The 13,562-nt window shown below is 50.4% G+C and carries 10 protein-coding genes and 2 pseudogenes; 5 read left to right on the top strand and 7 right to left on the bottom strand.

Annotated features, from left to right (window positions below):
• Positions 1-10 precede the first annotated feature (10 nt).
• From HLG76_RS02900 to HLG76_RS02885, 4 genes and pseudogenes are all read right to left on the bottom strand, one after another.
• Positions 11-553: a Slp family lipoprotein gene (locus HLG76_RS02900; protein WP_175993028.1), complete on the bottom strand. Its 543-nt coding sequence runs from the start codon at positions 551-553 to the stop codon at positions 11-13.
• Between the two features lie 24 nt (positions 554-577).
• Positions 578-877 carry a hypothetical protein gene (locus HLG76_RS02895; protein ID WP_021022441.1) on the bottom strand — a complete coding sequence of 100 codons (300 nt, stop codon included), beginning with the start codon at positions 875-877 and terminating at the stop codon, positions 578-580.
• A 34-nt stretch (positions 878-911) separates the two neighbouring features.
• Positions 912-1,607 carry a tRNA (adenosine(37)-N6)-threonylcarbamoyltransferase complex dimerization subunit type 1 TsaB gene (gene tsaB, locus HLG76_RS02890; RefSeq protein ID WP_175993027.1) on the bottom strand — a complete coding sequence of 232 codons (696 nt, stop codon included), beginning with the start codon at positions 1,605-1,607 and terminating at the stop codon, positions 912-914.
• Positions 1,608-3,571: pseudogene (locus HLG76_RS02885) on the bottom strand (ATP-dependent DNA helicase).
• Positions 3,572-3,729: 158 nt separating this feature from the next.
• On the opposite strand from HLG76_RS02885, the gene purU reads away from it, so the two are divergent.
• The 3 genes from purU to HLG76_RS02870 all read left to right on the top strand — a co-directional run bounded on the left by purU (position 3,730) and on the right by HLG76_RS02870 (position 7,294).
• Positions 3,730-4,563, top strand: coding sequence for a formyltetrahydrofolate deformylase (purU, locus tag HLG76_RS02880; protein ID WP_021022444.1), 834 nt, complete (start codon positions 3,730-3,732; stop codon positions 4,561-4,563).
• 449 nt (positions 4,564-5,012) lie between these two features.
• A complete protein-coding gene (gene argS, locus HLG76_RS02875; RefSeq protein ID WP_175993026.1) occupies positions 5,013-6,743 on the top strand; it encodes an arginine--tRNA ligase in 1,731 nt (576 codons plus the stop codon).
• Between the two features lie 122 nt (positions 6,744-6,865).
• Positions 6,866-7,294 (top strand): HIT domain-containing protein, encoded by a 429-nt coding sequence (locus HLG76_RS02870; RefSeq protein WP_077575864.1) that lies wholly within the window; start codon positions 6,866-6,868, stop codon positions 7,292-7,294.
• A 5-nt stretch (positions 7,295-7,299) separates the two neighbouring features.
• Here the strand turns inward: HLG76_RS02870 and HLG76_RS02865 are convergent, their stop codons facing one another.
• From HLG76_RS02865 to znuA, 3 genes and pseudogenes are all read right to left on the bottom strand, one after another.
• Complete coding sequence (locus HLG76_RS02865) at positions 7,300-9,567, bottom strand: hypothetical protein (RefSeq protein WP_175993025.1); 2,268 nt, start codon at positions 9,565-9,567, stop codon at positions 7,300-7,302.
• 114 nt (positions 9,568-9,681) lie between these two features.
• On the bottom strand, positions 9,682-11,019 hold the full coding sequence (mepM, locus tag HLG76_RS02860; RefSeq protein ID WP_077676855.1) for a murein DD-endopeptidase MepM: 1,338 nt from the start codon (positions 11,017-11,019) through the stop codon (positions 9,682-9,684).
• A pseudogene (gene znuA, locus HLG76_RS02855) lies at positions 11,003-11,826 on the bottom strand (zinc ABC transporter substrate-binding protein ZnuA). Before znuA ends, mepM begins: the two are co-directional and overlap by 17 nt.
• A 150-nt stretch (positions 11,827-11,976) precedes the next feature.
• On the opposite strand from znuA, the gene znuC reads away from it, so the two are divergent.
• Together znuC and znuB are read left to right on the top strand one after the other, a co-directional pair.
• Complete coding sequence (gene znuC / locus HLG76_RS02850) at positions 11,977-12,741, top strand: zinc ABC transporter ATP-binding protein ZnuC (protein WP_175993024.1); 765 nt, start codon at positions 11,977-11,979, stop codon at positions 12,739-12,741.
• Positions 12,734-13,525, top strand: coding sequence for a zinc ABC transporter permease subunit ZnuB (gene znuB, locus HLG76_RS02845; RefSeq protein WP_077460171.1), 792 nt, complete (start codon positions 12,734-12,736; stop codon positions 13,523-13,525). The genes znuC and znuB overlap by 8 nt, the downstream gene beginning before the upstream one ends.
• Positions 13,526-13,562 lie beyond the last annotated feature (37 nt).

Raw genomic sequence — 13,562 nt, 5'->3', positions numbered from 1 at the left:
CCGTTATGGGTTAAGGAAGGGTAATCACGCTTTGCACATGCCCGGTACCGACACCGATACGAAGTCGAGAACAATACGACCCGTAACAATACGGCCTGTCATCATCAATCACTTGTTGCTCAATATTCCATAATTGATGTCCTTTCACCTTAAGCACTGGGTAATCATAGGCGTACGCATCGACCATACCTTGCTGGCGTGAGTCAAAGTCGCCGAGAATGGTAATCGGCCGCCCTTTGGCATAATCAGCAGGCTCCACAAACCCATCAAAAACGGCTTTAAAACGCCCGAGGGATGAGGCCTTAATATCGGGACGCCCCACATCTGAGATTGGTAAAGCTACGATTTCTACAACCGAGTCAGACTCCCGGTTGTTGACACCGACAATCATCCCGCCTAAGCGCACTTCTTCGCCTCGTTGCGCCTCAGTCATTTTCGCCACAACTGGATATTCAGTCACGGGCTGATCCATGCGTCCTTTGAGTGTCTCCGGCAACGTTGAGCAGCCGGTTAAAACCAAGGCACCAAGAACGACTAGCCAATAGGGTTTCATACAACACGCTCCTTTTGTGCGCCATTAAACGTATATATCGACCCCAACCAAGCTCAACAGTTCCTCTCGCCGTGTTTGGTTTAACACGGCGAAGTAAGATTCCATTGCCTGCCGACCTCGACCATCAGGTAAATCATATTGTACCTGTTGCTGCGCTTGCTCAGCTTGCGCAACCGACACTGGGTCAACGCGCTGGCGAACCGCGTTGGCAACTTGCGTCGTCTTCGGCGTTTGCTTGCGTGTGGCTTTCTGTTTGTTTGCCGCACGCTGGGATTGATTAGATCGGGTCGTCTGTGGGGACGGTACACCGTTAATCGATACCATATTCGCTTCCTATGCTCACCGACCGACTACCGGCCTACTCTCGCCCGGGTAATTTCTTCCACGTGACTTTATCTCGCAAATAGGTAGGGCTGGCTAGCTCGGCGGCCACCGCTTCTCCTGACTGGTACGCGTGTTGTGCAATCGCGATCATATCTTGCGCTTGCGGGTACAACACATCTGACCTGACGCTTTGCAATCCCAACTGGATCTCTAGATCAGGATAGGCAGGCCAGCCGGTTCCTGCCAATGTCCAAACACCTTGGTTAGAGTGAGGTAAAAGCGCATCAGGTGCGACGACCATTTCCTCACCTAAACACTGCCAACGACCTGTTTGTGTGCGTTGGTACTGACCGACATATAACTCGCCCATCCGCGCGTCAATCGCAGCGAGGACACGGGTTGCGCCGCTCAGTCGGTAGCTTTGTGCCGCCATCGCCTCTAGCGTCGACACGCCAATCATGGGCAAATCCGCGCCAAAAGCGAGTCCTTGGGCAATACCAATACCAATGCGTACACCGGTAAAACTGCCCGGCCCGCGGCCGAACGCCAACGCATCCACCTGGCTGAGTGCGACGCCGGCTTCTGCCAGGACTTCATCAACCATCGGCAGGATCTTATTCGTGTGTTCGCGTGGGGCGATTTCACTGCGTGAAATAACATGATCGCCACAACTAAGTGCCACTGAACAATTCTCCGTCGCCGTATCGACGGCAAGTATTTTTAGCGTCATTTAACCCTCTATAGGTTGATGTGATAAATGCGAGTGAACGGTTTTATTGTCCGCCTCTGAGGGCGACAAAAAATCGTCAATATGGTTAAGCTCCCGTGTCCGTGGGATAGCAGGTAAACTGCGTAAAAAGGTCGCGCCATAGGCACGGGTGACTAAGCGGTTATCACAGATAATCAATGCGCCATAGTCTTGTTGATCACGAATCAATCGCCCCACGCCTTGTTTAAGCGTGATCACTGCTTCGGGAATTTGTACCTGAGCGAAGGGATCGCCACCTTGCAATTTGCAGTCTTCAATGCGTGCTTTTAATAAAGGATCATCCGGCGACGCAAACGGCAACTTATCAATGATAACGCAACTCAAGGCCTGGCCTCGTACATCAATGCCTTCCCAAAATGCCCCTGTCGCCACCAGTAGCGCGTTACCTAAAGACAAGTATTCTGCCAGTAGGCGCTGTTTAGGCATTTCGCCTTGCATCAACACCGGTAATGACAACTGCTCGCGAAATAACGCCGAGAGCTCACGGACCATTTGGTGCGACGTGCAGAGAAAAAAGCAACGGCCTTGGTTACGTTCAATCACCGGCCCGAGCATGGCGGCCAATTTATTCGCACGGCGATAACTATTGGTCTCAGGGACATGACGTGGCACACACAATCGAGCTTGTTCTGGATAATTAAACGGGCTTTCCAGCGTCATTTGTTGTTTGGCATCGATCCCTAATCGGTGATTAAAGTGGCCAAAATCCCCCTCTACGGCCAAGGTGGCCGAGGTGAATATCCATGCACCGCCTTGTTCGGCCATTTGCTCACGAAAACGGTCCGCTACGGATAATGGCGTAATATTCAAGCTAAAATGATGGCGTGTACATTCATACCAGTAGGAATATCCGGTTATCGACGTATCGCGAAGGCGCGTTAATCGGGCTTTAAACAGCGTAATACGGTCAAATGCGGCATCCAATAACTGGCTTCGCCCAAGCGACAACTTGACAACGTCATGAACTAAATCGAGGGCATCGGACAGTCGCACCAGTTCTTTTTCAACCACGGGTGACGCTTGAAGCTCGCGCCAATTGCCCCGGAAACCAGGCTCCCCCATTACTAACCGCATATCCATCGCCGCTTGCGAGAGACGATCGGCCACTTTTTCCAGTTGGCGGGTATCACGAAGTTCGGTCCGGTAAGCGATATGAATGTCTTTGGCCGCGTCTTGGAGTTGGCGACTCGACAAAGACTGGCCAAAATACTGGCTGGCAATATCGGGCAGTTGATGCGCTTCATCAAACACCATCACATCGGCATCTGGGATCAGTTCACCAAAGCCGGTTTCTTTGATGGCGACATCTGCCAAAAATAATGATGATTAACCACCACCACATCGGCATCCATCGCGCGGCGCCGCGCTTTCACTACATAACAATCTTCATAGCTCGGGCAGTCTTTCCCCAGACAGTTATCATTGGTAGAGGTCACAACAGGAATGAGCGGACTGTCTTCGGCAAGCGCCTCGCATTCACTCAAATCGCCTGATTCAGTATACGATGACCACTCACGAATTTTGACCAACTGACTCAGTTGTCCCGGTTCACTATCTGGGCGGTGACACTCGCTGATTTGCCGCTCTAAACGTTCAGGACAAAGATAATTGACCCGGCCTTTGAGTAGCGCCGTGGTACCGGTATAGCCCAGCGCAGACTTCATCAAGGGTAAATCGCGATGGTAGAGCTGCTCTTGCAGGTTTTTCGACCCGGTACTGATAATCGCTTTTTTGCCGCTTAACAACACCGGGGCCAGATAGGCATAGGTTTTCCCGGTTCCTGTGCCCGCTTCAACCACTAACTGGCCTTGTTCACGAATGGCCGTATCGACAGCGATCGCCATATCTGTTTGCGGTTGGCGAGGCACGAAGCCGTTAATGGCTTTAGCCAGCGCGCCCGTCTCTGAGAAAACCTTACGGATCATTGGATAAATACACAGGGGAAAGAGAGCATTATGCCAAACCCCCAAAATGGATCAAACCATTCAGGGTCGAAAGCCAAGATCACTGCGAAAATCACTTTGACCTAGCCCGCCAGACAGGGTAAAACCGAGGGTTTAATAATAAGCAGCACAGTATCAGCATGGAACGAAAAACACTACTCACGGATTGCCCTGACGCTCAAGGCTTAATCGCTACCATTACCAATATTTGCTACAAACACCAACTCAATATTATTCATAACCGCGAATACGTTGATCACGCCACCGGTCAGTTTTATATGCGCACCGAGCTGGAGGGAATTTTCAACGATCATACCTTGCTATTGGATCTTGACCACGCATTACCACCCGGCAGTCAGCGTCAATTAGTCAGTTCGCGTCGCAAACGTGTGGTGATCATGGTCACCAAAGAGTCGCATTGTCTCGGCGATATTTTGATGAAAGCGTATGACGGATCGCTCGATATAGAGATTGCCGCTGTGGTAGGGAATTACGATAAGTTACAGCCTTTAACCGAGCGGTTTGATATCCCGTTTCACTTTGTTAGCCATGAAGGATTAAGTCGCGACGAGCACGAGCAAGCGATGATTAAGGCCATTCAAGGCCACCAGCCTGATTATATTATTCTCGCCAAATATATGCGGGTGCTAACGCCAGATTTTGTCGCCCAATATCCGCATCGCATTATTAATATTCACCATAGCTTTTTGCCTGCCTTTATTGGTGCACGCCCCTATCATCAAGCCTTCGAGCGCGGGGTCAAAATCATTGGTGCGACCGCCCATTTCGTGACCAACGATTTGGATGAGGGCCCTATTATTGGCCAAGATGTGATTCATGTTGATCATAGCTTTAGCGCACAAGATATGGCAAAAGCTGGCCGGGACGTAGAAAAAAGCGTGCTCAGCCAAGCGATCGCTCGCGTTATCGACGATCGCGTCTTCGTACACGGCAATAAAACCGTGATCTTGTAGCTCAGCCTCCTTATTTCCACCAAACCGCCATCGATTGCCAGCGCACCGGCGCTGGCCTCTACCTCATTGGTGAGATCATAAGAACCTGTGTAAGCAACTGGTTGATTTTATCTAAAAAGTGGCGTCATCTCGCACTACGACTTTTCCTTTGATGGCATCATAATTGGTAACCTCCGAGAGGGAAAAAAGGCTCGTTGTATTCCGGCGCGTAAAGATATCAAGGAAGGCGGTGAATAACTATTGCCAATGCCTGCTGTTTTATGGGTATCATTAGGGATCATCCGCGTCGATGAACGTCATGGTTCGCGACAATACAGCATCCCGCCAACACTGTGTTTGCACGCTTCATTCTCGCGCAATGCAGTGTTGGCGGATTCTTGTATTGATAAGCTGGAAACCCACATAACGGGTCATTCATAATCAGCCCGGCTAGTAGTAAAGGTAAGCAAGTGAATATTCAAAGTCTTCTTAACGAAAAAGTTTCTGCCGCCATGGTTGCGGCGGGTGCGCCTGAGGGCACACCAGCAGCAGTGCGTCAATCTGCAAAACCACAATTTGGTGATTATCAGGCCAATGGTGTGATGGGTGCAGCCAAAAAGATCGGGACGAACCCGCGTAAATTTGCCCAAAAGGTATTGGATGCGCTTGATCTCGGTGATATGGCAAGTCGCGCAGAGATTGCCGGTCCAGGCTTTATCAATATCTTTTTAAACGATCAGTGGCTGGCTAAACAGGCGGATATCGCCCTGTCCGACGCGCACTTAGGTATCGAGAAACAAGATAAGCAAAATATTGTCGTCGATTACTCGGCACCTAACGTTGCTAAAGAAATGCACGTTGGTCATTTACGCTCCACCATTATCGGTGATGCGGTGGTGCGTACATTAGAGTTTTTGGGTCACAAGGTTACACGGGCCAACCACCTAGGTGATTGGGGAACGCAATTCGGTATGTTGATTGCTAACCTCGAGCTGCACGAGTCACGCGGTGATGATATCTCTATGGAGCTGGGCGATATTGAAAACTTCTATCGTGAGTCTAAAGCGCGCTACGATGAAGACGAAGCTTTTGCCGCCACCGCACGTGACTACGTGGTGCGATTGCAGCGTGGCGATGCCTATTGCAAAGAGAAGTGGGAAAAGCTCGTTAAAGTCACGTTAGAGCAGAACCAGCAGAACTATGACCGTCTAAACGTTTCCCTGACACCAAAAGATGTCATGGGCGAGAGCCTTTATAACGATATGCTGCCGGGTATTGTTGAAGACTTAAAAGCGAAAGGCATCGCGGTCGAAGACGATGGGGCTCAGGTGGTCTTTCTCGACGAATATAAAAATAAAGATGGCGAGCCGATGGGTGTGATCATCCAAAAACGTGATGGCGGCTTTCTTTATACCACCACCGACATTGCTTGCGCCAAGTATCGCTATGAACAATTTAACGCTGATCGCGTGATGTATTTCATTGATTCACGCCAGCATCAACACCTAATGCAAGCCTGGACCATTGTTCGTAAAGCCGAGTATGTTCCGGAAACCGTTAGCTTGGAGCACCATGCATTCGGCATGATGCTGGGTAAAGATGGCAAACCGTTTAAAACACGTGCGGGCGGCACAGTGCGTCTTGCTGACCTATTGGACGAAGCAGAAACGCGTGCCAAAGCACTGATTGCTGAAAAGAACCCTGATATGGATGCGGCCGAGCAAGCGAATATCGCGACGACGGTTGCGATGGCAGCGGTAAAATACTCCGATCTCTCCAAGCACCGTACTACCGATTATATTTTCGACTGGGATCATATGCTGGCCTTTGAGGGGAATACCGCGCCTTACATGCAATACGCATATACTCGCGTTGCCTCAGTCTTTGCAAAATCAGGCGTCGATCGGGATGCGCTTGACGGTGAGATGATCATTGAGCACGAAAAAGAAAAAGCATTGGTTGCTAAGCTACTGCAATTTGAAGAAGCCGTGAAATCTGTAGCCCGAGAAGGACAGCCGCACTTAATGTGTAGTTACCTCTTTGAGCTTGCAGGCTTGTTCTCTAGCTTTTATGAAGCTTGCCCAATCCTGCTCTCAGAAGGACACACTCGCCAAAGCCGCTTGCGCATGGCCGCACTCACTGCGAAAACCATCAAGCAAGGTTTGGCGCTATTGGGCATCAATACGCTTGAACGCATGTAATGGCTAAGCGGACGAGATAACCTAATAGTGAAGCCCACCTTGTCGGTGGGCTTTTTATTTGCCGTGACCCACTCGTCGGTTGTGATATAAGCTGGCGAGATTCATTTCAATACGGAGTGGCTATGTCTTTTTGTCTTCACCCTCGTTTAGCCGCTGACAGCGCGTATGTCGGCGATTTTGCATTATGCCAATTACGCCTTGCAGGCGCAGATTTTGGTCCATGGCTTTTGCTTATCCCTCGGGTAAGTGGCATCGAAGAAATCCATCATCTCAGCCCAAGCGATCAACAAACACTCTGGCAAGAGTCCGCCCTGGTCGCAAGCTGTCTAGAATCTCTTTTTGCTCCCGATAAGCTCAATATTGCAGCAATTGGTAATCTGGTCCCGCAGCTTCATCTCCATCATGTTGCGCGATTTCGCGACGATGCAGTATGGCCCAATCCAATCTGGGGGCACCTCCAGGCGACGCCGCGCTCACCGTCACAGCAAACAGCACTTGTGAGTCAGTTTAGAGAGGCGCTTGTTACTCAAGGATTAACGGTTTTGTCGTGATCACGTCACCCAGCATCCGAGGATTCCGCCAAGGCCTCCGTTGCACCCTCTCGTTTTTTAGTTTCACTCGGCACAGCGAGCGCTTGGTATTCAGTCCACATGGGTTTCAACGTGGACTGAAAAAGCGGATATGCACCGGCATGATCCAAGGGAAAATCAGTATGCTGCCCAACCTGGTGCCGTTGTTTGAACGCTAACCTAACTGCGGCTAATACAATACTGACAAAGAGTATCAGCATGACACCGCTCACCAGGTGAGGCAATATCGGCATAGAGACCCTCATATCCAGTACAGTATGCGACGCGCCATCACGCGGAATGGCAATCCGAAGCTGATAGTGCCCTCCGACCATATTCGCTAACGAGAAGGTTTCTCTTCCGGTTTGCTGCCAAGCGGCCAGCGGTTTAGCCAAAGACTGGCCAGATTGTCGGTAAGGGACCAATTGGTAATGAATACGAGAGACCTGACGCTCTGGCGGCCAGCTTCCCCAAGACACGTTAACCGGGCTTTTTTCGAGCAGTGTGATTGCGGTCTGCTGGCGTGGGCCAACACGCCAGCGCTTATGTTGCTGCCACAGAGCCCCGATCACCACCTGAGGCGGTTTACGCAGCGAAAACGCGAGTTGGTCGGTTTCAATCACGTACTTATTTTCAGCGTCCAGAATGGTCAACTGATGCGGGCGAGACGCAAAACAAGCCACTTGCTCAGACTCAGAAGGCAGTCGGAAAGTGCGGATAAAACCTCGTGGTGCAATGTGGATTAAAGCCTGATTACTATACGCCCAGATACCATCTCGATTTCCAGTGATACAGCGAAAGGCTTCATTCTCCAATGCTAGGTACGCCACCGAGGTTGAATCAGATAAGTTTGGGTTGTATTGATATAGCCCCTTGTTATTCACCAACCATACCCGCCCTTGCTCATCGGCATAGAGATCAACGATGGGTAGTAAGGCATCCATGAGCGGTATCGGCTGGAACTGATCATGACGATAACGCGTCAGCCCTTGGCGATGACGAATCCAAACACTCCCTCTGCCATCATCATAAAAGCCTAATATATCGCCCGCATCAGATTGCCAGTCGGTGCCATAATCGATAACCTTTTCAGATTCAGGCCAATAGCGAATGAGGCGATCCTTGAACGCCAGCCACATAACGCCATTTGAGTCGACATATAAATGCTGAGCCGAGAGTGACGAGAGAGACTCGGGGAGCGTGAGGTCAGCGCTTAAATTCCGCCAACCGCCTGAATACAGCCCCCGCCAATCACTACTGGCCAGAAAACCTTGTGTCATCGCTGTTGGCACATCCTGATGTTGATGCGAAATCCAGCGTTGCCCAGGCGCGCGATAACGGGTTGTCTTATCGGTTGAAAACCAGACGCCGCCCTCAAAGTCGCCCCACAAAAAGGTGACTGACTTTCCCGGTATTAACCGAGCGCCGGGCTGCCACACGGGCGTTGCTTCCCCGCCAATAGAGAGAAAATAGACGCCATCGGCACGCGCCGCCCAAAGCCCACCGGAGCCAACCGTTAGGCGCTGGTAACCCCCTTGGGTATTAAGTAGATGCTGTGCTTGAACCGCACGGTCTGATAACGCTAAGAGGTAGACACCTCGTTCAGTACTGACCCAAGCTCTATCTCCCTTTGCCGTTATCGCAGTCACAGAGCTTGTAAAGCGCGTGAGTTGGCGAATACCGTCATCGGTAAGCTGATACAAACCTTTGCCGATCGCGACTAATCGGTGCTCAGCGGTAAGCCAAGTATGGTCCGCACGCCATTGACCAGCTCGCCAAATACGAAATTGATTCTCTTTAACGTGATAACGGCTTAATTGTCCATCTTGGATATACCACAGCGTGTTATTCACCGCGGCTAATCGAGGTTGACTCTCGCCACGAGTGTCTTTGCCGCTGTCTGACAACTTATATTGGATTAGTGTATTGTCACCCGCTCGAAAGCGGTAAATACCTCGTTGGCCCGCAAGCCATAACGTTTGGTGGGCATAGGCAATGGTCACTATTTTTTCGTCAGGTAAGGTCAGCGTTTCGTCTAGAGGGTGGGATTGTTGTCCATCGAAGAAATAAATATCGCCTTGATTATTAAGCAGCCACATACCGCCTGAGGGTTGGACCGCGACATCACGCACATCACCAAGCGCACTGAGCCCCGGATAAGATTGAAATGACGTTTGTAGTGGTTCGTGCGCATGCAAAGGCAGACAAAGGAGAACAAGAGCCAACCATAAAAAACAAAGACATTGGCGTTTCATGTATAAAATGCGAGACAGGGTTGCAGGGTTAAGCCTTGTAGTGTCCTGCTAGTCACTACGAAAGAAAACCCTGCCTCCCCAAATGTGAGCGAGTCCTCACATTTTTAATATTTATTACCCATTAAGACGCTGCTCCAATGCTTGCTGCGCATGTTTTGCTTGACGCTGAAACTCACCTCTCTCCTGACTCGGCACGGGATGAGCTTCGGGCAACGGCACTTTCATGGCATTCACAGGGTGGCCGTACTTTAATAACTCAAAATGCAGGTGTGGGCCGGTCGAGCGTCCCGTGTTGCCACTGAGCGCAATCCGTTGTCCCATTGATACGTGGTCGCCAGGTTTCACCAAAATCCGGTGTAAATGGAGATAACGGGTTGAGTATTCACGACCATGTTTGATGACAACATAGTTTCCTGCTAACGGGTGTTTGCGCGCTTTCACCACCACGCCATCACCTGCCGCTAGCACCGACGTCCCAACGGGGGTAGCAAAGTCGGTCCCGTTATGCGGAGAAATACGCCCCGTAATGGGATGCTTGCGGTGAGGATCAAACGATGAGCTAATCCGGTAGCGTTTCGCCGTAGGGATGCGGCGCAGGGCACGATCTAAGCTTTGCCCTTGCTCATCATAAAAACGGCCATCCGTATGTCGATAAATGAAGATATCACGATCTCCCGCTCGATAGAGCATGGCGGATATATCTCCAGATGAGACCGGTTTATTGTCAATAAACTCTTTATCCACCTGAATCGCAAACTGATCGCCTCGATGCGATTGGCGTCCAAAGTCAAACCGCCATTGTAATGCCGAAACCAGGTTTTGAATTTGATTAGGGGTTAGCCCCGCTTGGCGAGCTTGTTGGTAAAAACTGCTGTTGACACGACCAATCACGGTGACTTTTTCACGATCCCCTTTGGTTTCTAAACGCGCATACGCTACCTTCCCCTGCTCAAAACGATACTGATCCCGGTATTTGAGCGATTGGTATAGGGTGAACGTTAATAACCGTCCTTGTTCATCGACCTGCCATTCCATGTTTTGACCACGACGGATGTCACCCACGCGTTCATTTTCATCAAGCATTTGATAAAGCTGGCTGATCGGAAGTCCGTATTGGGAAAAAATACCTCCCAACGTATCGCCGGCAGCCACCGTGTGTTGGTGGGTGCGCGGTGCTTCCGAGGTGATGTCTTTTTCTAATGCATCTTCCGGTACGCGAAGTGCAGGATCATCGGCATCCAGACCCTGTTCGATAGGCTCACTGTGCTCGACGGAGGTGATATTTTGCGTATCGTTCGGGATAGGTATCGGTTGGCGATCACGTGAAGAGGAAAAAGGATGGGGCTGCCACATCAAGGCAGCGCCAACTAAAAGAGATAATGATGCGAGTGCTAGCTTGTGCTGGCGTGGTAGCCGAGCCGTAGCAGCTAACCAGTTAGTGAGTAGTTTCATGCTTTAAACAACGTGCGAAACGATTTCCCATATCTTTTAAAAACACCTGATAAGCATCAGGCGTTACCTGAATTGACGTCGCCAATGGATCGAGTTCGAGGACATTGACGTCATTATGTCGGGTCACAGCATCAATCAGTGCAGGATTAAACTGCGGCTCAGTGAAGATACAGGTCGCATCATGATTAAGCAATCCTCGGCGAATGGTTACTAACGTCTTAGCGCCCGGTTTTTGGCTTGGATCCACGGTAAAATGGCCGGTTTTCTCGAGGCCAAAGGCCGTTTCAAAGTAGCCATAGGCATCATGAAAGACAAAGTAGCCTGACTGCATATGCGTGGATAACTCATCTTCAATATCCGCGACGGTTTGGGTTAGCTGGGTATTAAAACGGTTAAGGTTAGCCCGATAGATCGCCGCTTTATCCGGCGCCGCCTCAATTAAAGCCGCGGTAATCGCTTGCGCGGCTACCCGTGTGGTGTCTGGACCCAACCACAGATGAGGGTCGATGTTATGTTCACCGTGATCATGGCCATGATGATCATGGGCGCCGTCAAAATCACGCAGTGGCATCCCCTCGATCTGAGATAGCGTCAGCACCGAGGGCTTATCGGCTAATAACTTATCGAGAAACAGTTCGAGTTCGGGCCGACCCATAGGGTAATATCGGCTTGATTCAACGCGCGAATATCCGAAGGTTTCAGGGCGTAGCCATGCGGTGATGCGCCAGGAGGTAGCAGCACGTCTAAACGATCATCATCGGCAATGAGTCCTGCCGTAATAAGCTGAAGCGGTTTAATGGTTGTCATCACCGTGATCGCGTGAGCCGGCATCACCAGCAATAGCGCAAAAAGTCCACCAATAATACGAGCTGTCATCATTCCTCTCATTCTTTTGTTTTCTCGACGGGCAGAAATGTTATATTATAACAATTCCAATTCACAATGCTTTTTTTCACTATGACAAATTCGCTAGTCTCGCTTGACGCGGTGACGGTGACCTATAACGGCCGAAATGTGCTGGACAAGGTCTCTATGCAATTAAAACGAGGACAGATTACCACGCTCATTGGTCCAAATGGCGCGGGGAAATCAACCTTAGTCAAAGCATTAATTGGTTTAGTGAAGCCCGCAGCGGGTATAGTTCACATCGCTAAAGGGGTGAAGATAGGCTATGTGCCACAAAAACTTCAGCTTAACCAGACACTGCCTTTGACGGTTGACCGATTTATTCGCCTAGGAACACGCTATACCAATTCCCAAATTGATCACGCGTTGAAAACCGTCAACTCAGAATCATTGCAATACGCCAATATGCACACGCTTTCGGGCGGTGAAACACAACGTGTTCTTTTGGCGCGTGCGATCTTAAAACAGCCGGATGTGCTGGTGTTAGATGAACCGGTGCAAGGGGTCGATGTCAGCGGCCAATTAGAAATGTATAGCCTCATCGCTCACCTGCGCGATACACTAAAATGCGCGGTATTAATGGTGTCACACGATTTGCATTTAGTCATGGCCAAGACCGATGACGTCATTTGCCTTCAACACCATGTGTGCTGCTCTGGCGCACCCGACGCCATATCTCAGCATCCATCGTATGTCGCGATGTTTGGTCGTCAAACCAGTGAACAACTGGCGTTATATCATCACCACCATCATCACCAACATGATCTTGCAGGCCAGCCTGTAAGCTGTGATCACCAAGAGCACCACCATGATTGAGTTCCTTCTTGCCCCTATTATGGGTGGCCTACTTATCGCTGCCATTGCTGGGCCATTAGGCTCTTTTGTGGTCTGGCGTCGGATGGCCTATTTCGGCGATACCTTAGCACACGCTTCATTACTTGGGCTCGCGCTTGGGTTTTTGCTCCAAATTGACTTAAATCTTGCGCTGGTTGTGACGTGTTTGCTTCTCGCGATCTTGTTGGTTGGTCTGCAACGCCAACATTTGGTTTCTACCGATACCTTACTCGGGATATTGGCACACAGCGCTCTGTCTTTGGGCTTAGTGGCGGTCAGCTTTTTAGACAACATGCGGGTTGATTTGATGGCCTATTTGTTTGGCGATCTGCTGGCGGTTTCATTTGCTGACCTTACCTGGCTCGCGGTCGGCGCCTGCTTTACGCTTGCTGTACTGGGATATTATTGGGAACAACTTCTATCGATGACCGTCAGTGAAGAGCTGGCTAAAGTCGAAGGGATAGCGGTCGAAAAACTGCGGCTTTTATTGATGCTATTGATTGGTTTAGTGATCGCATTGGCGATGAAGTTTGTTGGCGCGCTGATTATTACATCCATGCTGATCATTCCCGCTGCAACAGCCCGCCGACTGGCGTCTACGCCAGAGCAAATGGCTGCTTTTGCTAGCCTGATTGGTATGTTCGCCGTGATGCTGGGTATGGCTGGATCCTGGTTTTATGATACGCCCGCAGGGCCGTCAGTAGTGGTTGCTGCAGCCAGTGTATTTATGCTTACGCAGCTGGTCCCCTCTCGCGCCGTTACCTGAGTATCTGCGACCACGGCCTGAATGCGATGATGCTCTG

This window comes from Salinivibrio sp. EAGSL (assembly GCF_013366455.1).
GTDB classification, from domain to species: domain Bacteria; phylum Pseudomonadota; class Gammaproteobacteria; order Enterobacterales; family Vibrionaceae; genus Salinivibrio; species Salinivibrio costicola.
Note: the sequence above shows the minus strand (reverse complement) of the source record. Positions and strands in the feature narration are given on the sequence as shown.

Bases quoted from the DNA above. Each gene is read 5' to 3' on its own strand.
- HLG76_RS02900 (WP_175993028.1), bottom strand. From the start codon at position 553: ATGAAACCCTATTGGCTAGTCGTTCTTGGTGCCTTGGTTTTAACCGGC.
- HLG76_RS02895 (WP_021022441.1), bottom strand. From the start codon at position 877: ATGGTATCGATTAACGGTGTACCGTCCCCACAGACGACCCGATCTAAT.
- tsaB (WP_175993027.1), bottom strand. From the start codon at position 1,607: ATGACGCTAAAAATACTTGCCGTCGATACGGCGACGGAGAATTGTTCA.
- purU (WP_021022444.1), top strand. From the start codon at position 3,730: ATGGAACGAAAAACACTACTCACGGATTGCCCTGACGCTCAAGGCTTA.
- HLG76_RS02870 (WP_077575864.1), top strand. From the start codon at position 6,866: ATGTCTTTTTGTCTTCACCCTCGTTTAGCCGCTGACAGCGCGTATGTC.
- HLG76_RS02865 (WP_175993025.1), bottom strand. From the start codon at position 9,567: ATGAAACGCCAATGTCTTTGTTTTTTATGGTTGGCTCTTGTTCTCCTT.
- mepM (WP_077676855.1), bottom strand. From the start codon at position 11,019: ATGAAACTACTCACTAACTGGTTAGCTGCTACGGCTCGGCTACCACGC.
- znuC (WP_175993024.1), top strand. From the start codon at position 11,977: ATGACAAATTCGCTAGTCTCGCTTGACGCGGTGACGGTGACCTATAAC.
- znuB (WP_077460171.1), top strand. From the start codon at position 12,734: ATGATTGAGTTCCTTCTTGCCCCTATTATGGGTGGCCTACTTATCGCT.